At 41.1% G+C, this 25,679-nt stretch carries 24 protein-coding genes and 1 tRNA gene; 8 read left to right on the top strand and 17 right to left on the bottom strand.

Going from position 1 to position 25,679, the window contains the following annotated elements; translation table 11 throughout:
• Positions 1-116: 116 nt before the first annotated feature.
• Positions 117-431, top strand: coding sequence for a hypothetical protein (locus tag IQ276_RS12985; protein ID WP_193916942.1), 315 nt, complete (start codon positions 117-119; stop codon positions 429-431).
• Positions 432-441: 10 nt separating this feature from the next.
• Here the strand turns inward: IQ276_RS12985 and purT are convergent, their stop codons facing one another.
• From purT to IQ276_RS12945, 8 genes are all read right to left on the bottom strand, one after another.
• Positions 442-1,605, bottom strand: a complete 1,164-nt coding sequence (gene purT / locus IQ276_RS12980) for a formate-dependent phosphoribosylglycinamide formyltransferase (protein ID WP_193916940.1) — start codon at positions 1,603-1,605, stop codon at positions 442-444.
• A gap of 65 nt (positions 1,606-1,670) precedes the next feature.
• The gene (locus IQ276_RS12975; RefSeq protein ID WP_193916938.1) at positions 1,671-2,153 is read right to left on the bottom strand and encodes a pentapeptide repeat-containing protein; all 483 of its coding nucleotides are present in this window, start codon (positions 2,151-2,153) and stop codon (positions 1,671-1,673) included.
• A 243-nt stretch (positions 2,154-2,396) separates the two neighbouring features.
• Positions 2,397-4,160: an ABC transporter permease gene (locus tag IQ276_RS12970; RefSeq protein ID WP_193916936.1), complete on the bottom strand. Its 1,764-nt coding sequence runs from the start codon at positions 4,158-4,160 to the stop codon at positions 2,397-2,399.
• Positions 4,161-4,243: 83 nt separating this feature from the next.
• A complete protein-coding gene (locus tag IQ276_RS12965) occupies positions 4,244-5,194 on the bottom strand; it encodes an ABC transporter ATP-binding protein (protein ID WP_193916934.1) in 951 nt (316 codons plus the stop codon).
• Positions 5,195-5,526: 332 nt separating this feature from the next.
• Positions 5,527-6,381 (bottom strand): mechanosensitive ion channel family protein, encoded by an 855-nt coding sequence (locus IQ276_RS12960; RefSeq protein ID WP_193916932.1) that lies wholly within the window; start codon positions 6,379-6,381, stop codon positions 5,527-5,529.
• A 412-nt stretch (positions 6,382-6,793) separates the two neighbouring features.
• Positions 6,794-7,183, bottom strand: coding sequence for an alr0857 family protein (locus IQ276_RS12955; RefSeq protein WP_193916930.1), 390 nt, complete (start codon positions 7,181-7,183; stop codon positions 6,794-6,796).
• A 153-nt stretch (positions 7,184-7,336) separates the two neighbouring features.
• Positions 7,337-7,537 carry a hypothetical protein gene (locus IQ276_RS12950; RefSeq protein ID WP_373690508.1) on the bottom strand — a complete coding sequence of 67 codons (201 nt, stop codon included), beginning with the start codon at positions 7,535-7,537 and terminating at the stop codon, positions 7,337-7,339.
• Between the two features lie 80 nt (positions 7,538-7,617).
• On the bottom strand, positions 7,618-7,866 hold the full coding sequence (locus IQ276_RS12945; RefSeq protein ID WP_073644875.1) for a hypothetical protein: 249 nt from the start codon (positions 7,864-7,866) through the stop codon (positions 7,618-7,620).
• Between the two features lie 71 nt (positions 7,867-7,937).
• Here IQ276_RS12945 and IQ276_RS12940 point away from each other — a divergent pair, with 71 nt between their 5' ends.
• The 3 genes from IQ276_RS12940 to IQ276_RS12930 all read left to right on the top strand — a co-directional run bounded on the left by IQ276_RS12940 (position 7,938) and on the right by IQ276_RS12930 (position 11,755).
• Positions 7,938-8,273, top strand: coding sequence for a ribbon-helix-helix domain-containing protein (locus tag IQ276_RS12940; RefSeq protein WP_069070862.1), 336 nt, complete (start codon positions 7,938-7,940; stop codon positions 8,271-8,273).
• 851 nt (positions 8,274-9,124) lie between these two features.
• A complete protein-coding gene (locus IQ276_RS12935) occupies positions 9,125-11,143 on the top strand; it encodes a sensor histidine kinase (RefSeq protein ID WP_193916926.1) in 2,019 nt (672 codons plus the stop codon).
• A gap of 9 nt (positions 11,144-11,152) precedes the next feature.
• Positions 11,153-11,755, top strand: a complete 603-nt coding sequence (locus IQ276_RS12930) for an SRPBCC family protein (protein ID WP_193916924.1) — start codon at positions 11,153-11,155, stop codon at positions 11,753-11,755.
• Between the two features lie 94 nt (positions 11,756-11,849).
• Here IQ276_RS12930 and IQ276_RS12925 read toward each other — a convergent pair.
• Positions 11,850-11,922 (bottom strand) — tRNA-Glu (locus IQ276_RS12925).
• 327 nt (positions 11,923-12,249) lie between these two features.
• Between IQ276_RS12925 and IQ276_RS12920 the strand changes: the two genes are divergently transcribed.
• Positions 12,250-14,169 (top strand): cation:proton antiporter, encoded by a 1,920-nt coding sequence (locus IQ276_RS12920; RefSeq protein WP_221704686.1) that lies wholly within the window; start codon positions 12,250-12,252, stop codon positions 14,167-14,169.
• A gap of 87 nt (positions 14,170-14,256) precedes the next feature.
• Here IQ276_RS12920 and IQ276_RS12915 read toward each other — a convergent pair whose 3' ends face one another.
• A complete protein-coding gene (locus IQ276_RS12915; protein ID WP_193921174.1) occupies positions 14,257-14,853 on the bottom strand; it encodes a cytochrome b N-terminal domain-containing protein in 597 nt (198 codons plus the stop codon).
• Positions 14,854-14,955: 102 nt separating this feature from the next.
• Complete coding sequence (locus IQ276_RS12910; protein ID WP_193921176.1) at positions 14,956-15,651, bottom strand: esterase/lipase family protein; 696 nt, start codon at positions 15,649-15,651, stop codon at positions 14,956-14,958.
• A gap of 621 nt (positions 15,652-16,272) precedes the next feature.
• On the opposite strand from IQ276_RS12910, the gene IQ276_RS12905 reads away from it, so the two are divergent.
• Positions 16,273-17,907, top strand: a complete 1,635-nt coding sequence (locus IQ276_RS12905; RefSeq protein WP_193921178.1) for a hypothetical protein — start codon at positions 16,273-16,275, stop codon at positions 17,905-17,907.
• Positions 17,908-18,239: 332 nt separating this feature from the next.
• Here IQ276_RS12905 and petJ read toward each other — a convergent pair whose 3' ends face one another.
• From petJ to IQ276_RS12885, 4 genes are all read right to left on the bottom strand, one after another.
• Positions 18,240-18,584, bottom strand: a complete 345-nt coding sequence (gene petJ / locus IQ276_RS12900; RefSeq protein WP_073644884.1) for a cytochrome c6 PetJ — start codon at positions 18,582-18,584, stop codon at positions 18,240-18,242.
• 258 nt (positions 18,585-18,842) lie between these two features.
• Positions 18,843-19,259: a plastocyanin gene (gene petE, locus IQ276_RS12895; RefSeq protein ID WP_193921180.1), complete on the bottom strand. Its 417-nt coding sequence runs from the start codon at positions 19,257-19,259 to the stop codon at positions 18,843-18,845.
• 615 nt (positions 19,260-19,874) lie between these two features.
• On the bottom strand, positions 19,875-20,366 hold the full coding sequence (gene psbV, locus IQ276_RS12890) for a photosystem II cytochrome c-550 (RefSeq protein ID WP_073644881.1): 492 nt from the start codon (positions 20,364-20,366) through the stop codon (positions 19,875-19,877).
• Between the two features lie 48 nt (positions 20,367-20,414).
• Positions 20,415-20,660: a hypothetical protein gene (locus IQ276_RS12885; protein WP_228043362.1), complete on the bottom strand. Its 246-nt coding sequence runs from the start codon at positions 20,658-20,660 to the stop codon at positions 20,415-20,417.
• A gap of 210 nt (positions 20,661-20,870) precedes the next feature.
• Between IQ276_RS12885 and IQ276_RS12880 the strand changes: the two genes are divergently transcribed.
• Entirely contained in the window at positions 20,871-21,155 is a 285-nt protein-coding gene (locus tag IQ276_RS12880; RefSeq protein WP_235115625.1) for a hypothetical protein, read from the top strand.
• Positions 21,156-21,185: 30 nt separating this feature from the next.
• Here the strand turns inward: IQ276_RS12880 and IQ276_RS12875 are convergent, their stop codons facing one another.
• Both IQ276_RS12875 and IQ276_RS12870 read right to left on the bottom strand, forming a co-directional pair.
• The gene (locus IQ276_RS12875; protein ID WP_193919127.1) at positions 21,186-22,022 is read right to left on the bottom strand and encodes a carbohydrate ABC transporter permease; all 837 of its coding nucleotides are present in this window, start codon (positions 22,020-22,022) and stop codon (positions 21,186-21,188) included.
• Positions 22,019-22,927 (bottom strand): carbohydrate ABC transporter permease, encoded by a 909-nt coding sequence (locus IQ276_RS12870; protein ID WP_193919129.1) that lies wholly within the window; start codon positions 22,925-22,927, stop codon positions 22,019-22,021. The genes IQ276_RS12875 and IQ276_RS12870 overlap by 4 nt, the downstream gene beginning before the upstream one ends.
• Before the next feature lie 474 nt (positions 22,928-23,401).
• On the opposite strand from IQ276_RS12870, the gene IQ276_RS12865 reads away from it, so the two are divergent.
• Entirely contained in the window at positions 23,402-25,663 is a 2,262-nt protein-coding gene (locus tag IQ276_RS12865) for an ATP-binding protein (protein WP_235115624.1), read from the top strand.
• Positions 25,664-25,679 lie beyond the last annotated feature (16 nt).

The following is a 25,679-nucleotide window of genomic DNA, read 5'->3' as shown; positions in this document are numbered from 1 at the left end:
AAAACGAACTATTAACTAACTTGAGTTTAATATCGAGCAATCAGAACACAAATAAATATAATCAATTAAACTCTACCTCCAGCTACCCGACCATTGTGAACATTACGGCTACAAAAATGTATGCATCTCAATTTGGAGAAGTTGGCAAGTTTGTGATTACTCGTAATGGTGATACGACTCAAGATTTAACGGTGAAGTATAGCATCCAGGGAACAGCTGAGGCTGGAGTAGATTATCAACCAATTGCTAATTTCGCAATCATTCCCGCTGGAGTGAATGAGGTAGCAATTGTAATCCAACCTCAAAAAAGCGATTTTCAGGGTACAAAAACAGTCTTGTTAAGCTTAGAAAATTTACCCAATAGCAATCAATATATGCTCGGAGTAAACTTTCATGCAGTGGTGAATATTCTTGATTCCTGTACTTACTAATATTGCAAAACTAAATGATTTTAATTTTATTTGCAGCTTTAGTAGCTTTTTCTCTAGCATCTTGGACATTCACACCTTTTGCTAAAGCAACTCCCATTCGCCGATATGGATGGGCATTAGGTTTACCAAATAATCTGATATCTACGTCTTTTTCTAACAAAGCATCAGCGACACCAGCAAAAGTAATAGAATCAGATTTTGTTGAAGCTAAAATTACTGCACTAGCTGATGCTCCTAATTGTTCTATATGAGGAATTGGCAAGTTTAAAATAGCTCGTAGATGTAATTCAAATTCGTTGAGATTTTGGGAAATTAATGTCACCATCCCTGTATCATGGGGTCTGGGAGAAAGTTCGGAAAAAATTACTTCATCTTTGGTAATGAAAAACTCAACACCAAAAATTCCGGCTCCTCCTAAAGCATCAGTGACTTTTATGGCTATTTCTTGGGCTTTTAATATCTTGTCTTCAGAAATTTCTGCGGGTTGCCACGATTCTTGATAATCGCCTCTTTCTTGGCGATGGCCAATAGGAGAACAGAAAATTGTTGGGGCATCCCACTGTTTAATAGTTAGTAAAGTTATCTCAATTTCAAAGTTAATAAATTCTTCTACGATCACCTTTTGACTATCACCTCTAGAATTAGCGATCGCATAATTCCAAGCCTTCTCAACCTCAGTCTTATCCTGCACTACAGACTGACCTTTTCCAGATGATGACATCACAGGTTTAACAACATTAGGAAACCCAATTTCCTCAGAAACAGCAATCAATTCTTTTAGACTGACTGCATAACCATATTTGGCTGTTCTGATGCCTAATTGTTGATGTGCCAATTCCCTAATTCTATCGCGGTTCATTGTATAGTTCGTGGCAGCCGCAGTCGGTATAACTGTAATCCCTCGCTGCTCAAATTCGATCAGTTTTTCTGTTCTGATTGCTTCAATTTCTGGTATAATAAAATCTGGTTGATGTTTTTTAACTATAGCTTCTAAATCATCAGAACTGAGCATAGAAATCACTTCAAAAGAGTCAGCAACTTGCATCGCTGGAGCATCAGGGTAGCGGTCAACAGCAATCACATAATTACCAAGACGCTGAGCAGCGATTGTAAATTCTTTGCCTAGTTCTCCAGAACCAAGCAGCATCAATTTTTGGGGCAGCTTAATACTCATTAATTTATCCAACTCAATCTCAATCTAATAATTTTATAACTTTCTGTATTTTAATTATCTTTTTTTCAAGAGTTAAATTTAGCTCCGCGCAGTTGTAAATCTCGGCGTTGCAGATGAGTTAAACCAATACCTACACCAAGCTGACACTGTTCTACTAAGGTATCTAACCAAATAGTCTCATTCAAAGTTGCACCTGTTAAATCTGCATTTTTTAAATTAGCTTTTGTCAAATTTGCAAACAATAAGTCGGCATTAACTAAACTACTGCCTTGCAGATTTGCTGCTGATAAATTTGCTCGGATGAAATTTAAACCATCTAAAATTAAACCAGATAAATCCGCTTGTTCAAGATTGGGAAATTTTAGCTGATTTGGATATTTTAAAAATCGCATCATACAAATTATATTTGCTTCATTGAGGCATATTTTAGTTAAACACTCATAACGAGCTATGCCCAATTCTTTGAGAATTTGCAGACGTTGTGGAGGGTTTTGTTCTAAAAATTGGATAGCTATATGGCGTAGGTTTTCAGGAGAAATATCTGGCATAATTTTCAGGTTGTTGTAATATTTATGCTGAATAAAAATTTAAGATTATTCAATAAATTTACTACTAAAGATAGATGAATATGCACGTACAGATGTGAACCACTAGATCCGATTTATTGGATTGCAAATATTTTTGAAAATCCTATAATTTTCAATGTAAGCAACTAATAAATAATATAGCAAAAACAAGAACCCCGACTTCTGAAATAAATCGGGGTTCTTGTTTTTGCCTCAACTAGCGAACTACCGTCCTGCTAACAATGCTTTTGTCGCAGATTCACCTGCTAATCTCACCTGTTTTGTTAACTGAAAATTTAACAATGTGAGAACACTCAACTGGGCTAGGAATGCCATAAAAATTGTTGTCGCTCCAGAGTATTGTATCGCTGACCAAGGAAAAGTTGAAAACAGCCATATAGTGGGATGTTTCCACGAAGACATGCCGATAAATTCTAAAATCATCGGTGGTAAAAACATTACTCCACCGATAGTTCCAATTGCCCAGAAAGAACGTTTGGGAGTTTTTAGCAAAAGTATCAATTGAGCAACGCTAGCATAAATCAACATCATGCTGATTGACAAAGCCACAGCTAAAATTAATTTCAACCTGTCAACGGTGTCATCCGCCCAACTTAGGCTACCGCCTGTATCTAAAACAGATGTCAGTGAAATCCAGACTAGCCAAGGGATACTAACAATTGTAAGGTTAATGGCGATCGCCACTAATGCAGGACTTTTTTCGCTCGAAATTAAATCCCACCAAATACTCTTGTGCCTAGAAACTTCTTGATGTCGATATCTCGCCCAATCTTGTACAGCTTGACGGTGAGGCGAAAGAATTGCAATCAAACTGAAAAGCAATATCAAGTCGTATAATGCAATAAAAGCAAAGTTTCGCTCAATTTGTTGATTAAAAGTGTAAACTTCTGTCCAATCTTGTAAGGTAAATCCCCACATCATGACTTGGGAAAAAGCTACTACTAAATAACTTTGTCCCTTGTTGATTACTGAGGCTTCAGGATTACGGAAGCAGCGTTTCAGTGCTTGGAAAATTCCGTAACTACACAATCCAAAATTTAATAAATGGAAGCCAACAACGCTGACAACATTTGTTCCCAATGGTATATAGAAAAACTGCAAGCTTTTCACAGGAGAGCCATTGTATACACGGAATAAATTCGGAAACAGATAATTGGTTACATCCCAAGGATTAAAAAGTCTCAACCAAGCACCTGAATTATTTAAACTATTGCTATAAGACGACGCCATTATCATCGTCATAAACAAGAAAAATAAAACAGTGCCACTACCTAACCACGGCTGAAAACCACTGAACCAACGAGTAACTAATCCAAAGAGTAATGCAGCACTGTAGAAGAAAATACAGCTACCAACAACAATAGCGTAGTAACTAAAAATGTAACTCAAAGCTATGTTGGCGGAACGTCCAGCCCACAAATGTAAAGGAAGGGCTACTAAGACTACGAGATAAATTAAACTCGGAACTCCTAGCAACTTGCCAGTTAATATACTTGTTTCTGATTGGGGACTCAGACGAATGAAATTCAGCGTACTGCGACGTTCTTCTTTGGCTAAATCATTAATGAGTAAATAAGTTCCTGCAACTAATAGTGTAAATATAAAAATTACACTCAAAGAAAGGAATATATATTCCCAATGATCTCGCCACCATAACTGGAAATTAATTTCGTTGTGCGGGCAGAAATTCTTGGATAGGAAATTATTTATTTCAGCAATTTTAAATTGATCTGATAGCTGGTAAGCTCGTGTTCGTTGCCCCTCATATACTGGACTTAAACGGCAGTATGTGCCAGTCAGCGGATATTTATTAGGCAATTCGCGCAACTGATATAAAAAAACTACTAGTTGCAGTAGTAGGGATGTTGCAACAGCGATCGCCACATTAAAAAATTTCAGGCGTCCTTTCAATTCCCGCAATAGTTGCGGATTTGCATCGCCGATTTTGTCTATCAAATTGAGCATCATAGGAAAAAAATCTCCAAAAATTCAGACTTATCTGTGGTACCAATCCAAAATCCAAAATCCAAAATCTAAAATTGTCTGACGAATTAAGATGCTTGTTTGTGACCTAATTTTAAGAAAATAGTTTCTAAATCTTCTTGCGTGCAGTGGAAATCACTCAGAGGAATGCCTGCTTCAATGAGCGATCGCAACAAATCAGCACATTCTTCCTGTGTCCCCGAAAAATTCACCCGCACGCTGTTTTTTCCTGGTATCACCTCCCACTGTTCTACTAAAGGATGATGCTTCAATTCACTCAAAAGTGCCTCCATTTCTCCCAAAGTAGATAACACAATTTGCTGGTGTGAAAGACGTTGGTAAAGTTGCTGTAGGGAAGTACTTTCTACCAAAAAACCAAGTTCCATAATTCCCACAGAAGTACACAATTCCGCTAAATCACTGAGGACATGGGAGGAAATTAAGATTGTCATCCCAGCTTCTCGTAAAGCCTTGATGATTTCCCGGAAATGCATTCTCGCAATGGGGTCAAGCCCAGAAACAGGCTCATCTAGTAGTAGTAAAATCGGTTCGTGGATAATCGTTCGCGCTAAACTCAAACGCTGTTTCATCCCCCGTGAGAGAGTAGAAATCTGGCTGTGGCGTTTGTTACCAAGTTGGATTAATTCTAAAACTTCATGTAGGCGTTGGGTGCGGCGCGGTTCCCGTAAGCGATACAAACGCGCAAAATAATCTAAGTAATCCCAGACCGTCAAATCTTCATACAGTGGATAGTCATCGGGTAAGTAACCAAGACGACGCTTGAGCTTGGGGTTACTCTTGTCACGTAAAAGGCGATCGCCATTAATATAAATCTCACCCGTAGTAGGTTCCTCAGCAGTCGCCAACATCCGGATGAGAGTCGTTTTACCCGCGCCATTCGGCCCAATCAATCCATATACTTCACCCGCCTGGATTTCTAAATCAACATCATTGACAGCAACGTGTCGGTCAAATTGCTTAGTTAGTCCACGGGTGCAAATTGCTAATTCTTTTACCATCGCTGCTGGGGGTGCGGCTTGTGATTAACAGTTAACCTAACCTGTTTCTACAGCATTTGTCAGGCTCGTTTCGGAAATTGAAACTGGTTTTAAAGAAAATTTACGACATCAAAAAGTAGTTAAGGCATATACCCTAACTACTTTTTAATTGTGATTCTTCTATTTAGCAAAGATTTGCAAATGAAAACTTGACCAATGATTCCTTCATGGAACAGAACAAGGGGATTTATCAGTGGAATCAATGGAAAATCCTTTGAGCCAAAATTCCCAAGCCTCCGGATTTATCCGTGGGGTCAATCCAAAATCTAAAATCCAAAATCCAAAATTGCCTGTCAAGTTATTTCCGATAGTGGTGGGATAACGGCATTAATTCCATTACCAGATAAACCACTAACTGTATAACGGTATTCGGGAGCAGGATACCCAGCCTCGCCAAATGTTTCACGGATAGCTTTATTAGCGTCGAAGTAAACTTGCCAGTAGTGGTCATTATTGCAATAAGGACGTACTGCTAGTATTGGCCCTGCAAAGTTGAAATCCAGAATTTCTACATCCGGTGCTGGATTTTGGAGAACATTCGGAATTTGGCTAATTTTGGCTTTCAAAAGTGCGATCGCTTCGTTATGTTTCACATCCTGATGCAGTTGAGCCACCAGATCGACCCGACGGTAAGGATTGGCAGAATAATTTTGGATATTATCAGCAAATATCTTGTTATTTGCGACAATTGTCAAAACGTTATCAGGTGTATTGATACTGGTTGTAAACAGCCCAATTTCTATAACAGTGCCTGTGACACCTGCCGTTGTGATGAAATCACCAACTTTGAATGGTCGAAAAACTATTAAAAATGCGCCAGCTGCAAAGTTTGCCAGTAATCCGCCCCATGCTGCACCAATTGCTACACCCGCTGCTGCTAGCAATGCGGCAAAGGAAGTTGTTTCAATGCCAAAAAAGCCGAGAATTGCCACAATTAGAACAATTCTCAGCGTCACGCCAATGATATTCAGAAGATAGTTAATCAGTGTCGGATCAACGTGTTGACTGCGGAAAGCACGTCGCAGTAGCTTCAATCCAAAATCAATCAAGCGTTGAGCAATCAGCCACAGAGCGATCGCACCTAAAATTTTCAGTCCAAACTGAGTTAAAAGTTGACTAGCAACCTGACTAATCTGCTTAAAATCCATATTTTTTTGATTGTGAATTCTTAAACACAATCAACATACAAGAAATTGCATCAAAACCACGTATCAATACTTTTTTTTTAATTTTTATTTGGCTGTTGACGAAATAGGCGATTGCGCTGCGACAAATCATCAACACACTCAAACACCAAGGTTACCAATTTATAACAATTCCCAAACTTATAGAAATCGGACAAGAAAGGTTAACGAGGGAGTAGGGAGTAGGGAAGAAGAAGTAGGGAAACCCAAGCGAGAGAAAACAGGGGATTTGATATTGACCGATTGTGTGTCGGCACTGCGTGCTTGTCCACACAATTTTTCCTCTTCTTTTCCACCTTTTAGGGGGAGGCTTCAAACCATAAGGGAGTAGGGTATTTTCTCTCTTCCTGCCTACTCCCTACTCCCTACTCCCTGTTTATTCACTCATTACAGAAGCACAGGCTTGAGCTTCCTGCCAAAGTTTGTGCAAAAAGAACTCAGCGCGATCGCTCATTGTGGTGACAAACACACCCACAGCATCCTCAGAACCATCTGATAGCCAAGAACCCCGCAAGGTGACTTCCACATATTCGCTATCGCAGACGCACAGAGCAATGATTTCTCTGTCATCCCTTTTCACCTCACCCTTCAGCACTTCTACTCCCGGTAAATCAACAGGAAGCAAAAAGGAAGCTGTACTCGGTTCAACGCTGAGAGTTTGCCCAACTCGTAGCGCCAAAATCACTCGCTGCGCTACCCATTCTTCTAGCGACTGAGTGATAAATTCTAAATAAAAGCTGTTTTCAGTGTAAGTTAATTTCAGCATTCCTCATGCTCTCCTGTTATTCCAGGTTTGCTTGCACATTTATTCAAAACTGTTGAGCCTCGATATCGCGGTATCAGATAATCTAGCGTTAGATGTTTGCTGATACCGGAGCCTTAGCAACTGCGATCCTCTCGTGGTAACACTTAGCGCCAATTAATTGCTGGAATCTTCCATATACTTTCCCAACTTGGTTGAGTGAATTTGCCATTCACTTTCCGTAGTAAAACCCAGTGGTTCAGTTTGTTTTGTTACCAACAATTCAATTGCCCGCTTGATATTGATCCGACATAGTGGTAAATAATTCTGATAAAACATCACTACGGATTGCTCTAACACTTGCCTTGCAGTCGTCACAGCTTTACTCCTCATAAAAAACCCCCGCTTCTTGTTTGCCTGAAGCGGGGGTTGGAAATTGACCGAAAGTTTTTCTGGTCTTATATCGGTACAGCATTTCTTCGCCTGTACCCCCCGCTTTCTTCATCTAGTTGTGGTTTCGCAATCAGCCCACTAATGCTCAGATATCTAAACTCATGATTACCCTCTGTGATTTGCCCATGATTTCGGCTACTATCGCCCATAAATAAATACTCCACTCCCACAGCAGCTGATTCCCAATCGGCTCGGCAATTGGTAGCGCATAAGGAAGTAGAGATGGGGTAAATGGATTTCACAGAAAATTTCACCTATTGAACATTCCTTTAAACATACTACACTTGTATTACTATCCTGTCTATACCCTCAAGGAGAAAAAGTCATGCATACAATCGCTCGCACCCCAACCACCGATATGGAAGTTACCAGCATCCGCCTAGAACGGGAACTCAAAGATAAACTCAAAGAAATCGCCGGCAATCAGGGATATCAAGCTCTGATCCGAGATATCCTTTGGAATTATGTCCAGCAAAAATCCGGTGAGTGGAAGCCGCGATTTTCCCGAGCCGATATTCGGGCTAGCATAGCCGCCACAGCCCAGCAAGAAGAACGCTGTGTACTCACAGGTCAACTCATTCAACCCCAACAACCGATGTTGTTAGGACTAACGAGGAATGGCGATATGGTTCCTCTGAGTGTCGAAAGTTTGGCTGGATAGTCTTATATCCAGGCGAATGCAGCTCGGTTATTCTGGCTAAATAATTGGGCTGCATTCAAAATCTAGCTTTATTTCCTCCGATGAGTAAAACTCATTATTAGAACTTATAGTTTATTGATTTGCATTTATTTATAGTTATAATTGTGAAGTTGGTAATCGATAACCGCCAATAATTAATAATTTCTTCACAATTCCCAAAGCCAAAGGCGACACTTGCCTAATATCCACAGAGAGTTTACTCCAAAGCCTGCTCGATCGCTGTGAAAAAAAACGAAGTATAGCGATCGCCCTTAGCTTTTCCTGGAAGTTAACATTTGGCGTCTAGACTGCACTTCGCTCTATTGAGCATGAGAGCTTTAGGACAGGTTCTATGTCTATTTTTTTCAAGCTTTAAGCTTTTGATGTGATTGAGACCAACACACAGCCAAAAGTAGCCTGTGAGGCACAGGAAAATAGAAATATATTTTACAAAAATTTTTAAATTAATTCGGTAAAATTACTGTTAAATTTACTGAGGGTCGTGGTTTGATTCCAGAGAAATTACGGTTTATGTATACTTACAGACAGGATATTCTAAGTCAAAGTTAGTTAATCATATCAATATAAAAAGCAAAAATAATGCAGACCAGGGAATTTAGCATATCTTAACTACCTCAGTATCCATGTAGCAATTTGCTTAATATATTCGGAAACTTGGCCATCTGACATAGAAAAGGGCTATAACAGGTGAGAGAAAGTATTCATACAAAATTTGTCAATTATCAAGGTGTCGCAACACAACTAACGGTGAACAATATGCCAAAAGGTTGGGTGCAAGAACAATGGATTTATTATCCAAGGGCGTGCCAAGAATGAAAAAGCCTTTATCGTCGCCGCCACACTACTTAAATGACGTAGATCGACTACAACCTTACCAAGTCAAGCTGATGCAGCATCAGGATGAACCTGCCCGCCAGTTGGTACAAAAGATTAACCAAATCATTGCTAATAGCTCGGCAACGGCATCGATGCTCCAAGATATTGCCCGATTGGTAGGAGTTACTTTTCAAGTAGATTGTTGCTGCTTGGTTTCAGTAACAGGTGAGGTCTCCAACGAACCAACTGCTATTAATTGGTGCGCTGATGAATATTTAGGGTTACCACACCCAGAAGAGATATTTTCGATGGAACAGTTGCTGATGCACTCCCCAGTGCTGCAATGTGCTGCTGAACCATTGACTATTGAAGACATTTCCATTATTCAAAACAGTCTGGTAATTGGCTGTCAATATCTGCCACTACCGATAAAAGCAGTTTTGGCAATTCCCACTCGGTTTGGTGGTAATAACAACGGGGTGATTTGTCTGATTAAATTCCAACCCTATGATTGGAGTGAGTCAGAAAAACAACTGCTCAAAGAAGTCGAATCATCTTGCGCGATCGCCTTTTCTCGAGTCGCACAAGCCCAGCTAATTGCCAGTCAACAACAGTATTTAGAAAAGACCAACCAGCATCAAAACTTGATCAAGCAATTGACTATATTAAGTCGCAGCAACTTGGAGCTTAATCAAATGCTCCAATTAGTTATCGCCTCCACTGCTGAATCTCTACAGGCAGATCGGGGTTTGCTGATCCTGTTGAAATATACAGATCCACTATTTAGGACTCAAGCCAAGAAACAAGTTCCTAAAGCCAAAGCTACGGTAGTTGGTGAATGGGCAAAGACAACACAAAATTCCCGCACCAGTAAACCAGACATCTTAAATCAGTCTTTCTTGCTTTCCGACTGTGGTTTATGCCAGCGTGCCTTCATAGATTCTGGAAGACCAGTAATTTTTGATGATTATACAGCCCAAAACGATATCTCCTCTGCTGTTCCATTATTTGCACTAGAGGAATTGCCTGCGGTACTGTTAATGCCCTTAGAAAGTCAAGGTAAAATTTTAGGATTTTTGGTATTACAGCAATCTTTTACTCGCAGTTGGCAACCAGCAGAATTAAATCTTGTGGAAATGGTTTGCGCTCAAGTGAGTAATGCCATTATTCAGTCACAGACATTGCGTCAAGTGCAAACTTTGGTAGATGAGCGGACGGCGAAGCTACAGAGCAGTCTAGAGCTGCAAGCAAAATTGCATGAAAGAACGCGGCAATATGTTGAGCAGTTGCGGCAGCTGAACGAACTCAAAGATGAATTTTTGAGTAATATGAGCGATCGCCTACGCTATCCCCTGACAAACATGCTGATGTCAATTCGCAACTTACGTTTGCCAGGAATAGCCCCAGAGCGTCAGGTTAGATATCTCGATATCCTAGAACAGGAATGTACAAAAGAAATTAACTTAATTAACGACTTGTTGACACTCCAGAAGCTAGAGTCGCCTCACGAAGCTCCGCAATTAGAAACTATAGATTTAAATACCAAAATCCACCATATCTCAGCATCTTTTGAGAAAAAACTTGCTGAAAAAGGATTAAAAATTTCCTTAGATTTACCACAAGAGTCGCTAAAACTGCAAACTGAACTAGAAAGTTTCGACCGCATTCTCCAAGAATTGCTCACCAATGCCTGTAAATACTCAGAGCATGAGAGCATAGTTCACCTACACGCCTTTCATCAAGTCGATCAACAAATCGATCGAGTTATCATGAAAGTGACGAACATCGGACGTGCCATTTCTGAAGAAGAAGCGACCTACATCTTTGACAAGTTCCGTCGCGGAAAAGGACGCTGGACTCCAGGAACTGGCTTGGGACTTGCTCTAGTCAAGTCTTTAGTGCAGCATCTCAATGGAGCGATCGCAGTTGAAAGTCTACCAATAGAGGATTCTCAACAGAGCGAAATCTGCTTCACCCTGACTCTGCCCCAATTTTCTGACGAAAGCAAACCATAATTGGCGAAAGTGACTCAAGAACACAACACAACAGATAATCTTGATTTCCAGTCTTCCACTGATGACACTAATTTAGAAGCCCATTTGTCTGCTGATGCAGTCGCTTTATTGGCTAAAGTAGAAGTTCAAGTTGAGAAATTAGCACAGCGACAGCGGCAAATTAGTGCTAAGCTCCGAATCCCCCAACCAGTGGAACAAATTTGGAAAGTTTTGACAGATTATGAAGCCTTGGCTGACTTCATCCCCAACCTAGCCAAAAGTCGCCTCATTGAGCATCCTGACGGTGGTATTCGACTCGAACAAGTCGGCTCCCAGCGGTTACTCAATTTCAACTTTTGTGCGCGGGTAGTTCTGGATCTCGAAGAATACTTCCCTAAAGAAATTAATTTCCGCATGGTAGAAGGAGATTTTAAAGGCTTTTCAGGTAGCTGGTGTTTAGAACCTTGTTCCCTTGGTGAACATATGGGAACCAATCTTTGCTACACAATTCAAGTTTGGCCTAAGCTCACTATGCCAATATCAATCATTGAAAACCGTCTCAGTAAAGATCTGCGGTTGAATCTTCTGGCTATTTATCAACGTGTAGAAGAACTCGCCAGTCAAAAAAGCTGATGCTTAGATAAGCTATCATTCAGAGTTAACTCTGAGTGTTAGTTTCTACTGGCGAAGTTTCTACAAAGAAATACTTTTACCTTCTACTTTCTAGTACCCCCAGGGGAATTCGAATCCCCGTTACCTCCGTGAAAGGGAGGTGTCCTAGGCCTCTAGACGATGGGGGCATCGGACTCAGACCTTTTATAAATTAACGAATTTTCTGAGGGATGTCAATAGTTTTTGCCAAAAAAAGTTTGTGGCAGCTAAACTGGGTGGAGGCGAAAGTTTGAATAGGATACACAGACATGGATACACAAAAAAAAGTCCGTAGACGCTTCTGCGGCTTTGGGCAGAGTAGCTCAACATCCAGGGCTCTTGATTCTAGTGGATGCCTAAATAGAAAAAACGCAAAATTCCCCAAAGGAGAAAGGGTATGATGTTGTACCCTGTAGAGTTAATATCTACAGTTTTTTTACAAAAGATTTTGAAATAAATGGCTCAAAATCTACAACATGGAAGCATCTTTTGAAATCACTCTCCAGATGGCGATCGCTGTGCTAGCGGGCATTAGCGCCCAAGTGCTGGCTGCGTACCTCCGGGTGCCCAGCATCGTCTTGTTATTGCTGTTGGGCATCCTATTTGGCTCTGATGGCTTAGGACTGTTACATCCCCAGTTACTTGGTAGTGGACTGGAAGTTATTGTCGCCCTAGCAACGGCAATCATTTTGTTTGAAGGTGGACTGAATTTAGATCTGCGAGAGTTAGGCAGAGTTTCAGTCAGCCTACAATTGCTCGTCACTCAAGGAACTCTAATCACACTGCTTGGTGGGAGTATGGCTGCTCACTGGCTGGGTGAATTTCCTTGGAACATAGCTTTTCTCTATGCTTCTATAGTCGTGGTTACAGGCCCGACGGTCGTTGGCCCCCTACTCAAACAAATCAATGTAGACCGGCAGGTGGCAACACTTTTAGAAGGTGAAGGGGTTTTAATTGACCCTGTAGGAGCGATCCTGGCCTTCGTTGTCCTGGATACGATTTTGAACGGGGATGCTGATCCAATCAATGCGATCGCCGGTTTACTGATGCGGTTGGGTGTTGGTGCGGCAATTGGTGGCGTTGGTGGTTATCTGATGAGTTGGATTTTCAAACGCGCCAGTTTTCTGTCATTCGAGCTCAAAAACTTAGTGGTGCTGGCCATACTTTGGAGTCTGTTTACCTTATCGCAAATGATCCGCAGTGAATCGGGAGTAATGACAACAGTAGTTGCTGGAGCGGTATTTGCTAATTCCTCAGTGCCAGAAGAACGTTTGTTAAGGAGCTTTAAAGGTCAGCTGACAATTCTCAGCGTTTCGGTATTATTCATCCTATTAGCGGCTGACCTATCCATTGCCAGTGTGTTCGCTTTGGGTTGGGGTAGTTTATTCACTGTTTTGGTACTAATGTTTGTCGTTCGCCCAATTAATATCCTGTTGTGTACCTGGAACAGTGACCTAAACTGGCGACAGAAATTGTTTTTAAGCTGGGTTGCTCCTAGAGGAATTGTTTCCGCTTCCGTTGCTTCTCTATTTGCGATTTTGTTGACACAGCGGGGTATAAATGGCGGTGACTCCATCAAAGCTCTAGTCTTCCTGACAATTATCATGACTGTTGTCTGCCAAGGACTAACGGCTGGCTGGGTTGCTAAGTGCCTGGAAATTACCTCCAAAGACGCAACTGGCGCAGTGATTGTGGGTTGTAATCCCTTGAGTCTTTTGATTGCCCGGTTCTTTCAAGAACGGGGAGAAAACGTGGTGATGATTGATACTGACCCCCAATGTCTTCTGCAAGCCCAAGCACAAAATCTTCGGGTGATTGCTAGTAGTGCTTTGGATGCGGCTGTTTTGGAAGAAGCTGGACTTGCCTCTATGGGCACTTTTTTGGCGATGACAAGTAACGGCGAGGTGAATTTTGTTTTGGCTCAACGGGCAGCTGAGGAGTTTAATCCGCCCCGTGTGTTAGCAGTTTTTCCACGTGATCCCCAAGCGAGTAGCTCAGCCAATAATAAAGTTAATCAAGCTTTTATCCCAGATTTAGCCATTAAGACTTGGAATGAATATCTCAATGATGGACGAGTCAAACTGGGGACAACTACGCTTAATGAGTCGGAATTTTCGACTCAATACGATCGCATCCAAGAGAAAATTCGCACTGGGGTACTAATACCGCTATTAGTAGAACGTGAAGAACGCTTACAGGTAATCCCAGCTAACCAACAGTGGGAAATTGGCGATCGCATTATCTACCTATTGCATGACCCCAGGCCTAGCCTTTTAAAACGCTTATCTGGCGCTACCCAATCCACTCCCCTGTCTCTAGAAAAGTTACCAGAAGTTGAAGACTTACCCCTTGTCCAGTTAACTGAACTTTCCACTACTGAGAGTGCTGGGAGATGAGGGAGATGAGGGAGATGAGGGAGCAGGGGGGCAGGGGGGCAGGGGGAGAAATAATCAATGCCCAATGCCCAATGCCCTATGCCCCATTCAGCACTCAGCACTCTCTTGCCATTCTTGCCAGAGTAAAGCAGATAAATGCACTATGGCCAGAATTAGTGTCGTCGTAGCAATCAGATAACTGTGTATTGTGTAAAGATGTTCAACAGTAACTGTGCTGATGGCTCCACCGCCTGTGAGGATGTCGCGCAGTTGCACGCCAATAAACGGAATTGCTTCGATGGTTCCTAGCTCAATGCTAAAACGCCAGTATCCTTCCTGAGTCCAGTCTAGGATCATTGCTGTCCAATCTAGCCCGATCGCACTCAGGGTCAACAAAATGCCGCTAATCCAAGCAGTCAGCCAACTCTTGCGAAATTGCCGACTCAAAAACATCACTACAATTTGAATGAGAGCGATCGCAATTAACCCGTTACCAGCAATATCGTGCGCTCTCCGAAACAACCAACCATATGGCAGTTGGGTATTAATCATCTTTAGGGAGTTATAGGCACCGCCTGCTGTCGGCTCGTAGTAAAAAGAAAGCAAAACTCCGGTAGAAAAGTAAATTAAGCACAGAGTCAGAAGTACAACTGATAATATCGTCGCTACTCGTCGCAAAATCCTATCGAACTGGGTGCTTTCCATAGCTCAGCTCTCCTGTTCTTAAGTAGGTATTTATTCTTATACGATTATTTTAGCTAAGAAATTTTAATAAATTTTACTTTTCTTATATAAAAGTAAAGTTTTTTAAATCAAATATTCCACCCAAGCTTTTAAGGGTTCTGGTGAGCCATACCAAATTCCGGCGCTTCTGGGAGAATGCTTCACACCTTCAATCACAAGATTTTCTGCGCCTTCGAGGTGAGCTGCTTCAATGGGCGTAATTCCATCTCCCCAGGTGTTACCTTTACCACAGGTTAATTGGTAACTACTGTAAGCTAACCAGCTACCGCGCCGCCTTTGTCCAAAGATAGTTTTGCCGGCAACACAGACGTAACGAACCTTGCTGTAAAAAGCTCCAGGATAGTTATTGGTGACAAAATCCAGATTTGAGCGCGTCCAGCGTTCTTGGCTGATGTGCGGTGTACCCAAGGTGATGAGAGTCGCAACTAAGGGATGGGCTTCCCAGAGAGATGGCTTGACATCACCGCGTGCTAAATAGGGTTTTTCTCCCATATAGATGCGTGATATCCAACCTCCGGCTGAGTGACCAATTAAGTTAATTTGAGTAGCTTTATATTGCTGCAATATCTGTTTGACCGTGCGATCGAGTTGTTGCAAAATCCGCGTTACAGGACTTCCTCCAATAGTGGGTAGCCAGTCACGCCGCCGTAGTGGTACTGTGATAGTGGAAAAATTTAACTGTTGTAAAGATTGTTCTAGTTGGCGATAGGCGATCGCGCTTTCTAGATATCCAGGCACAATAACTGTTGGTAAGGGCATTGAAAATTTCTGGCTGCAAGAACTGAAGGTTTATAATCTTTTAATTAAGAAGTAGTAACTAGTTAAAAGCTCAAATTGCGATTCTCTGACTCACTCTTGGGATCAAAACCCAAACACATATTGATGGGTTTTAGGGTTAAAATGTCAAGAAAATGGTACAATATACAACAGTTTTAGGGTCTCTTGATGTGGTAATATTGTCACAAAGGGCGTAGTATATAAGAATTAAGTGTGCTATTTGTTACGTCAGTTTTGCGGAGCAAAAAACAGTAGAAATAACAGGGCAACCTGAGCAGATGTTCTGATTGAGTCTAAGTTCCTACGAGATATGAAACTTCATAAATAAGCGAAATATCATTTTTAATTGTGCGCTTTATAACAATAAAAAATCAAAAGTAGTAATAGTTAAAACATCTTTTTAGCAAACGCAACTTGAAAATATGAGAGAGCATCATTAAGAAATTAAAAAGTTGAGGAAATGGTAATCTTAGCGTCTGGATTGCCAGCTGAGGAAGTTATTATTTCCTTAGAGGGACGCATCTATTGCAATATATTGCAATATAGTCATCAAAGAGAAAATTGTTAGTCAACTGCAACTGAGCCGAGTGAACGATAACAGCTATGTCTTACGTCTCCCTGCTGAAAAATATACCAGAAATCATTAGCCAGCCAATTGGAATAGCAGCTATAGCTTCTGTTGGCATTCACGGTGCGATCGCCATGATTGTACCATTGATGCCTATGGACTCCAGCAAGCCCAAAGAAACGGCATCATCAAAAACAGTCGGACTGATGGAATTGAGTCAAATCGACCAAAGCCGTTTGCCGCAAACCACACCTCGAATAGGCTTACAACAATTACCGCCAATAGCGCCACTTTCTGCACCGAATTTTAACGCCCAGACTGCATTAGCTCCATTGGCGCCACCGCCATCGAGTCAATTAGTACTGCCTCCTCTACCTCCATCATCAAATAACTATCGGGTCTCGTCTTTGCCTACAAGGCAGTCTTTGCGGACGATTCCTAATTATAATTTGGGATTTGACGCTTCTAAATTTGACAGTTCTAAATACAATAACAGCCCCAAATTCTCGTCATCAGTTCCTCCAGCTCCTCGTTTGAGTGAGAGCGATCGCAAATACGAGACACCTGAGCCATTGTCTGTAAATAGGTTGCCACAATTGCAGTCACAGAACATACCTGATGATATTCTGCAAAATGCGCAATCCCGGAACCTTTCTGATACTCCCCCCATTACAACAGCACAGGGAAATCCAACTCCACAAATGACCCAACCAAGTATTGATGGGTCTAAAATTTCTCAAAACTTGCTCGTCAACTCTCTAAAAGAAGGTCGAGGAAATAGCAATACTTTAATCGGAACTAGGGTAAGTGCGCCCCAGGCAAGGGATTTATCCCCCAAAGGAACTCAACAGGCGATCGCACAACTCGATTCTTACGATGCCCTCAGAAAAGAAGTCCAGCAACAATACCCCAATGCTGAACAAAAACCAGTTATTCGACAAACACTAGCCACAGATAAGCCGAATGTGGAAGGGGCTGTTTTGGGTGTATTAGTGGTAGATCCTGATGGCAAGGTCTTAGATATCAAGTTCCAAGACAAATTACTCTCCCCAGAATTGCGAACAAAAGCAAGAGAATACTTTAGCAAACAATCCCTCAAGGGAGATAAAAAGATCAGTTCTTATCCATTTAACCTAGTTTTCCAAAACAACAGTAGCAACACAACTGGAGCTACTCAAGACCAAAAGCCCTTTCCATCATTTGCACCAGGAAGCAACAGCAATCAGCTGACGCCATCGCCAGCACCTACTTCTAAACCATTATCGGAAGCGCCAATCAAAACTAATCAGCCTGGGCGTTTACCCGCAGCTACTCTCAAACCATTAGTTGTACCAGGAGTCAATAGCAACTCATCGTCAGGTACCGCCAAACCATCATCCGAAGTGCAAATTAGGAATAATCAGCCTGCGTCTACAGGTACTCTCAAACCATTAGTTCTACCAAGAATCAATAGCAATCAATCTCAGCCCTTACCAGCAGCTACTTCTAAACCATCATCTGAAGTGGGAACGAGAAAAAACCAGCCTACGCCTTCATCGGCAAATGCTACTTCTTCTGAACAGTTAGTACCAGGAACGAATAAAAATCAGCCGACACCCACTTCTGCAACTGAGCAAGAATTACTACAACAGTTGCGGCAACTGAAGCAAAATAGAGAAAAGTCGAATTAATAAATTAGGGACTTCCAGAAAATCAATTATCCCAAATTATTTGTACATTTTTCGGGTAGCACAGCTGTGCTACCCTATGGTGGAATATTTTTTTCTTTGGAAGTCTCTTATCCAATATTGTGGAGTGGGCATCCTGCCAGCCCAGTTTATATGGCGGGCGAGACGCCCACCCCACAAGAGTTGTAGCAAAAGCCTTGGTGATTAGGACATTAACAGATGATAAAACCTAGACACAAAAAGACTTTTCACCCAGTCCCCAGTCCCTTGCTATAATTGGATATTTTGTTATTTGAAAGTCCCTCATTGGCTAAGGCGATTAGCTTTTGGCTACTTTACCAGCCTTGTTCTGCATTCTGGAAAACGTAAGCCGCTACCTCTAAAATTTCCTCAGGACTTAACTTTTCTTTAAAGGCAGGCATGGCATTTTTACCATTCTGCACTTGGTGGATAATTGCCTGAATCGAGTCGCTATCATAATTTTCAAGGTACTTTGACAGTGCTTCCTTTTTCAAGGTTTTCTGGTTAATCAGGATGTTACCGCCACCGATATGGCACGAAGCGCAGTTAGCCTCGAAAATGTTAGCACCGTTGGACGTTTCGGCAGCTAGTGCTGGACTAATGAGTGTTAATTTGAATAGGGCGATCGCTAACAGCAAAATTAATAAAAATATTCTCAAGAGAATTTCCTCGCAACAAGCCTCCAGGAAGAGTATAAACGCGATCAATCCCTGATTAAGTCAAATTTGATCAAAATTGGCGGTAACGAGTTCACCCCTGCGTCAGCACGCGGTGCTTAGCGTCTTCGGTGGGCAGATGACTCGTTACCGCCATTATCCATTGTGTGGGTCACTCTGGGAGTTTAGCGCGTTGCTTATGAGCTGATTTTACTGGGGGAAGCTGAAAAAATCATCTAGTGTCAACGACGATATTTCTAGCTATTCGACAGTGATTGTACCAACCATGCCAGCACCACGGTGAGGTTCGCAGTAGAAGGTGTATTCACCGGCAGGTGCGTCTGCGGGGAAGGTAGTTGCTACTTTTTGACCAGGATTCATCAACTGCTTCTTATGAGACAGAGATGCTGCTAATTCCTTGTTTCCGCCTGGGTTTTTAGCGGGATCAAACACAACATTATGGGGAGGAACTTTATTGTTCACCCACTCAATTGTGTCACCTGCTTTAATTGTCAATTTTTTCGGTTGAAATGCCAGCATTCCTTTATCGCTACCAAGTTTCACCTGGTATGTTTCAGCCGCAGCGCTGGGAGTAAAAACAGCGAAGCTGCTAACAACTAAAACAATTGTCAACACAGCCAAACTCAGCCGTCGCCAGCTTGCCGAGATCAATTTCATGACTCTCTCCTAAACAAACATTTTTTTCCTTTCTCATTTTAAATAAAATCAACGCCAAAGTATGACAATATGTCGTAGATACAATTTTTTTTTAAGAATCGCCAGGAAAATATAACAAAAAGCTGTGCAATCTGCTGTAGATGCTAGACTGACATACCACAAAAAGTATGTGAATTAAGTTAAATGCTAAGAAGGGTATAGCAATCCGATTTGATTTGGAGAATCACTCGTAGAGGTAAGGGACTGGGGATTGGGGACTGGGGACTGGGAAGAAGGAATAAAGGTGTACTTAGCTTTCTAAACATCAAATATGAGTCCTATAGCTCAATACTGTTGAGTTAAGCCCAAAACCCTCATGTAGAGACGCGATTCATCGCGTCTTCAAGACCAATATTCTACGCCAACAACCCTTAACCCAAGTGTATTGTCCTATAGCTCTGATGTTTTTGGGATGAAAACAAGGGACTGGGGATTGGGGACTGGGCGTTAGGAGTTATGAGTTAGGAGTGAAGAATAGTTTGCTTTGTTTACCCCATCCGTTCAAAACCCAATACTCTATGCCCAATACCCAATACCCAATCCCAAAGATTCAGCACTAAGTGCTAATTCCAGGATTTAGTAATAGATTTTTCCGCCTCCCCACTTAGTGCCAACAACTTTGGGTTGTAGGAGAATATGGCCAGCGATCGCTACTAAATCATCATCGGTCAGATTTCTCATTTCTGTGAAAATATCTGCGCTCTTAGTGCTGGGGTGTAATTCGGAAATTTCCTCTACCCCGTCGTAAGTAGTGGGATTTTTCATGTAATCCACCAAGCCTTCAATGTTATTACGGTTTGGTGTTGCCAATGCCAGAGCTTCTGGTTCTAGTCCCACGTTCTGGTTAGTTTTGGTAACGCCGCCAACATGACATTGGGCACAAGCGTAAGCAAATAAGCGTTTGCCTTCTTTGACTTGTTTGAGGCTAAGTACGACAGTATCACCCTGATCGTTTAATGGCACTGTTCGGGTAGCTTTGTCCAGTTCCACTGCTGTCGCGTTACCGACAATCAACCCAAACGTGAGTAGAAAAGTAGCCACAACAACGCCAATTAGTCTTCTAAACATGTTTCCCCTTAAAGATTTTGACGCTCAACACAGCTAATAAAGCGATGCTCAATCTCGTATCCAAAGCGTGAGATAGCCCTTGAGGTGACTTCGGTACCACCCACCGATTCGCCAACCCTTTGGGCGTGTATCAGACGATATTCGGAAAATAATTGCCTTTGCATCCTCTAACGCCAAACGGCTCTTTTGGTGTTTGTCGGCAATTAAGAGTTGGTTGTCCAGAGAAAACAATTTTTCTACAGGAATGCTGTAGTCGGCTGCTATCTCTGCGATCGATAGGTTTGCAAAACCCATAATGCTTGTTAACTGATAGATAGAGATTGAGTCGCTGTAATACCAATATCACGTTAGGAGTGCAATTTGTTGCACAAAATACGGTTTTGGGGAATGGGGAGTGGGGAGTGGGGAGTGGGGGGATGAGGGAGATGAGGGAGCAGGGGAAGTGTTGTAGCAGTAAAAGAGTTAATTGAATTCAACAAGTTAATGATTCTTGAGCTTTTGATAGTGAAATTTGAACCTCTGAGCTTCGCTGATGAACCTTTGAGCTTCGTTAATGAACCTCTAAGCTTCGGCGATGAACCTTTGAGCTTCGTTAATGAACCTCTGAGCTTCGGCAATGAACCTTTGAGCTTCGTTAATGAACCTCTGAGCTTCGTTAATGAACCTCTAAGCTTCGGCGATGAACCTTTGAGCTTCGTTAATGAACCTCTGAGCTTCGTTAATGAACCTTTGAGCTTCGGCGATGAGCCTTTGAGCTTCGTTAATGAACCTTTGAGCTTAGAGTTTTAATTTTGACAAATGGCAAAGAACAAATGACAGTTAACCTTTCCCGCCAGTAAATGTAACGCTTTGGATGAAGTAGCGGTTAAAGAAGGCATAGATACTTAAAGCTGGCAGGGTAAATACCATTGACGCTGCCATAATGTAGTTCCAATAGCTGATATATTGACCTTTGAAGGTGTTTAGCCCCAAGGGTAGGGTAAACATTTCTGGGTCAAATAGGATAACTATAGGCAGCAAGAAATTATTCCAGCTTCCCATGAACACAAAAACTGCCTGGGCTGCTAGTGCTGGTTTTGCTAAAGGTAAAACAATATGCCGGAAAATTCCAAAGGTATTTAAGCCATCAAGTTGACCTGCTTCTTCTAATTCTTTAGGAAAATTCACGAAAAACTGTCGCATCATAAAGATGAAAGTGGCATTAACCATGCTGGGGACAATCATCCCTTGGTAGGAATTTAGCCAGCCGATCGCCTTTAAAATCAAAAATGTGGGAATTAAGGTAATTTGGGCTGGTACTGCCAGTACTGCCAAGATTAGAAAGAACCAAAAGCGTTTGCCGACAAAGCGTAGTCTGGCTAAGGCATAACCCGCCATTGAATTTAACAACAAGTTTAAAACCGTGACACTGAGGGCAATCACCACGCTGTTAAACACCCACCGCCAAAATAGCGGTTCTTGTAAAAATATTTGCTTGTAGTTGTCGAGAGTGAAATTTTTGGGAAAAAAGTTGGGTTCGCCGCTGACAATTTCTGCTAGCGGTTTAAATGATGCTGAAAGTGCCCAGAGAAAGGGAATGAGGGTAATGAGGGCATAGAGTGTCAGCAAGATATATAACAGGACTTTGGACCAAGACAAGCCAGAAATTCTAGTCAAATCTGTTCGCCTCCAAAAAGTCGCCGCCCAACTATAGTAAGGGCAATGATGACTGCTGCTAATAAAAAGGCGATCGCAGCAGCATATCCCATCTGTAAATTCCGAAACACAGCTTGGTAAACTAGTAGCACCACAGTTAAAGTAGCGTTATTTGGCCCGCCAGTACCCCCAGAGAAAATGTAAGATTGGTCAAACAATTGAAAAGTGCCAATCACCCCCATCGCTACCACGAAGAAGGTTACAGGCTTGAGTAAAGGAACAGTAATGTAAATAAATTGCTGCCACCCATTGGCGCCATCGAGTTCGGCGGCTTCATAAACTGTTTGGGGGATATCTTGCAAAGCCGCCAGGTAAATCACCATGAAAAACGGCGCAGTTGACCAAATGTTCATAATCATAATGCCTTTGAGGGCAACTGCTGGGTCACCCAACCAGTTATAAGTAGGTAGCCCCACAAAAGCCAGAAAATCGTTTAGTAGCCCATCGGTGTTATAAATCCACATGAAAATCAGCGTCAGCACTGCTGAAGAAGTGACTGTGGGCAAAAAGTAGAGGATGCGCCACCAGTTTTTACCGCGAATTCCAGAATTGAGAGTTACCGCCAAAATCAAAGCTAGGACTGTTTGAGTTGGCACAACAATGGCTACATATTCGGCGGTGTTTCTCAAAGCAACCCAAACCCGTTCATCTTCAACTAATCGCGTGAAGTTGCGAAAACCAATGAACTCGTACTGAATACCGCCCAGAAGTTGAACTTTTTGCAGAGAAAGAAAAACGGCAAAAAGAATGGGTAAGACTACAAAAGTTCCTAAAACCAAAATGGTAGGCATCATGAACATATACCCAGCCAAATCTTCTGTAATGTTCCACCTGGGGTTACTTTGCCGCCTGTTGATTTCAAACACTGTTGAACCTCCGTTTAATCCTGCACTAACCAGGCTGTAGCGATGATTCGTGCATGATTATTTTTCGTACTGCTGTAAAAAAATATTTAACCTTATTCAATAGACCTGCCTTGAAAATAAAGAGTTTTGCAATAGATATAATAAGTCTCTATTTTTGGAAAGCATAGATGCAAAGCGTCAGGTCAAGAGACATCGTTTGTATGAGTTAGCTGCTATGTAACTTAGGGAACTATATATTTGGTTTCCTTGGGGATGCTAATTAACCCTACTCAAGCAATAGGATACAAAATGTCATATACAGCCTACTTACGTTCGATTAAAAATGAACTTCAGAGAACTGGTAAAACCAAAAAAAGCCTACGAGTCAAAACTATCATAGAACAGTTTGGCTACCAGCGTAGAAGCCAATCATTCGTCAATGATTTTAATACTGCTCTTGATGAACTGGGGCTTTCTGCAAATCCTGTATTAGATTTGCATATTCCCTTAGATACAAAAATAGCTATTGCTGTTAAAGGTGTAGAGCCAATAAATCAAGTAAATGATTCTCAATTAATTTCAGCCAAACTCAGAGAGGAAATTACAGTCAAGCATGATTTTTTCTACTATTTATTTGATTTTGGCTCTGATGAAGAATATGAAAGATTCCAAGCGTGTTTAGATTCTCACCAGCCAGTGGGTATTTTTTTGATTCCACAAGTAGATGATTTCTTTTGTGATATTGTTGTCAAAATATTTAATTATGAATTAATTAGAAAGTATCAATATGGAGGTAGTAATAGTATACCGAAAAATGCTCACCGGAAAATTGCTACCAGTCTGGCTTCAGATGAAGACTGTGAAAATGAACAAGAAAATTCTGTCACCGATGCTAATATTTTTCAGTTTTCTCGCTCAACTATGGACAGCATCATCCTTGGTAACACTGGTTTAGAATTACTTGATTCGGAAAAATTTGACCAACAGTTTGAACAGATATCATTATATGCAAATAAATATAATTCTGAACAATTCTTTATTATATTTCATTGTCCATCCCTATTAGAAATTCAAGCGCATCAGCAAGAAGATGCTTTCGGATACTTAGTAGATAGAGTTGCCCACAAAATTCCTTTTACTTTTACTCTCAGATGTAAATACCCAAATGAAGCGTCTATTGAATACAAAGAAGAAATATACGCCCATTTCCGTCTACTACTAGAACTTCCATCTTATCAAATAGAGGAAGATGATGCATCTTTAGGAGATTATTTTCTAGAATTACAAAAAGCTCAAATACAAGCTGAATCACAGTTATTCTTAAAGATGAAATGTGAACATTTTTATAGTCTAAAGTGGCAACAGGAAAGTAAAGAATATATCTATCTTAAGTATTTTGCTATTAAAACTTTAGAGAGTCTAGGATATGAATTATCTCAGATTGGCTGTGAAGTTGAGTTGACTTCCAGAGATGAAGAAACAATAGATGAAGATACCTCCGATGACGATGAAGAATACCAAAGTGAAATCATAGAAGTTTATGTTAAAAATCAGGTAGTAGTTGAAATAGAAACTCTCCAATATCATGAATTTCAGGATAATAACCTCTTTTTAGATCAAATTAAAAGAGTTTTGAGAAAATCAAAAGTGTGGCCGAATCAACTAGAAAGCCTTTGGTTGGTAATTCCCGGTTTTGAGATCGCACGCAACTATTATCAGCTGAAAAAAGCCAAGGAAATATTAGAATATAAGCTTTCTGGATATTATGGCGATCGCTTCCAGGTTATAATCATGGCTCCTGACTATGAAAATCACCAATTAGTCCCAGTATCATTTGATTCTATCGACTATCCATCTTTTGAATATGCAGCTAAAAAACCTAGTTTAGTACCAGCATATCCAATTACTAATCGCGTCAAAGAATTGAAGCTTGACTTTAGCCAAGTTAAAGGGCTAAATGAAGAAAAAGAAAAACTAACTAAACTCCTAAAGCTGCAATCTAAAGGATACAAAGGTTCAATTGGCGGAATTCTCTTCTATGGTTTACCAGGATGCGGTAAAACTCTACTAGCAAATGCCTTTGCTAATGAGTCTGGGAGATATTTCTTTAAGTTCTCCCCTGCTGATATTGTCAGTGTTTGGATTGGTCAAAGTCAAAAAAATATCCGAGATATCTTTGCTCAGGCTAAGAAAAAAGCTCCTTCGCTTTTATTCATTGATGAGTTAGACAGTATTGGGTTTAACCGTAACGAAGACAACGCACACACAGACCAAAAGGCAACCATCAACCAATTACTCATAGAATTAAATAATCTGCAAAATAGTGATGTAATTGTCATTGCTGCTACTAACTATTTGAGTGGTATTGATAGTGCTTTGAAACGTTCTGGAAGATTGGATTGGAAGATTCCTATTTTTCCACCGGATCGAGTAGAAAGAATAGATTTATTCAAACATTATCTGTTAAAAATTGATATGAATCAGCTAGTGAATTTTGAGATTTTAGCTGACAAAAGTGCAAAATTTACTTCATCTGACATTGAATTGGTTTGTCGGGAACTTAAAAATGCTATTATTTTAGAGGAAATAAGTTCAGCTTTGACAACTTCAGATGTTATTAGTTACATCAATAATCTGCAAGATGGCGGATTAAGTCTTAATGAGGAACAAGTTAAGGAATTTTTGGAAGAGTGTAAAAGAATGAGTGTGAAGAATCCTAAATTGGAAACTCTGAAATTAGAATGGGGATTGGATTAATCATAAGCTAATTATC

The sequence above is a fragment of the Desmonostoc muscorum LEGE 12446 genome (assembly GCF_015207005.2).
In the GTDB taxonomy this organism is placed as follows: domain Bacteria; phylum Cyanobacteriota; class Cyanobacteriia; order Cyanobacteriales; family Nostocaceae; genus Nostoc; species Nostoc muscorum.
This window is presented reverse-complemented; position numbering and strand designations above follow the sequence as displayed.

Bases quoted from the DNA above. Each gene is read 5' to 3' on its own strand.
- IQ276_RS12970 (WP_193916936.1), bottom strand. From the start codon at position 4,160: ATGATGCTCAATTTGATAGACAAAATCGGCGATGCAAATCCGCAACTA.
- IQ276_RS12910 (WP_193921176.1), bottom strand. From the start codon at position 15,651: ATGCCCTTACCAACAGTTATTGTGCCTGGATATCTAGAAAGCGCGATC.
- IQ276_RS12935 (WP_193916926.1), top strand. From the start codon at position 9,125: ATGAAAAAGCCTTTATCGTCGCCGCCACACTACTTAAATGACGTAGAT.
- IQ276_RS12885 (WP_228043362.1), bottom strand. From the start codon at position 20,660: ATGGGTTTTGCAAACCTATCGATCGCAGAGATAGCAGCCGACTACAGC.
- IQ276_RS12985 (WP_193916942.1), top strand. From the start codon at position 117: ATGTATGCATCTCAATTTGGAGAAGTTGGCAAGTTTGTGATTACTCGT.
- purT (WP_193916940.1), bottom strand. From the start codon at position 1,605: ATGAGTATTAAGCTGCCCCAAAAATTGATGCTGCTTGGTTCTGGAGAA.
- IQ276_RS12965 (WP_193916934.1), bottom strand. From the start codon at position 5,194: ATGGTAAAAGAATTAGCAATTTGCACCCGTGGACTAACTAAGCAATTT.
- IQ276_RS12940 (WP_069070862.1), top strand. From the start codon at position 7,938: ATGCATACAATCGCTCGCACCCCAACCACCGATATGGAAGTTACCAGC.
- IQ276_RS12905 (WP_193921178.1), top strand. From the start codon at position 16,273: ATGTCTTACGTCTCCCTGCTGAAAAATATACCAGAAATCATTAGCCAG.
- IQ276_RS12975 (WP_193916938.1), bottom strand. From the start codon at position 2,153: ATGCCAGATATTTCTCCTGAAAACCTACGCCATATAGCTATCCAATTT.
- petE (WP_193921180.1), bottom strand. From the start codon at position 19,259: ATGAAATTGATCTCGGCAAGCTGGCGACGGCTGAGTTTGGCTGTGTTG.
- IQ276_RS12955 (WP_193916930.1), bottom strand. From the start codon at position 7,183: ATGCTGAAATTAACTTACACTGAAAACAGCTTTTATTTAGAATTTATC.
- IQ276_RS12920 (WP_221704686.1), top strand. From the start codon at position 12,250: ATGGAAGCATCTTTTGAAATCACTCTCCAGATGGCGATCGCTGTGCTA.
- psbV (WP_073644881.1), bottom strand. From the start codon at position 20,366: ATGTTTAGAAGACTAATTGGCGTTGTTGTGGCTACTTTTCTACTCACG.
- IQ276_RS12915 (WP_193921174.1), bottom strand. From the start codon at position 14,853: ATGGAAAGCACCCAGTTCGATAGGATTTTGCGACGAGTAGCGACGATA.
- IQ276_RS12960 (WP_193916932.1), bottom strand. From the start codon at position 6,381: ATGGATTTTAAGCAGATTAGTCAGGTTGCTAGTCAACTTTTAACTCAG.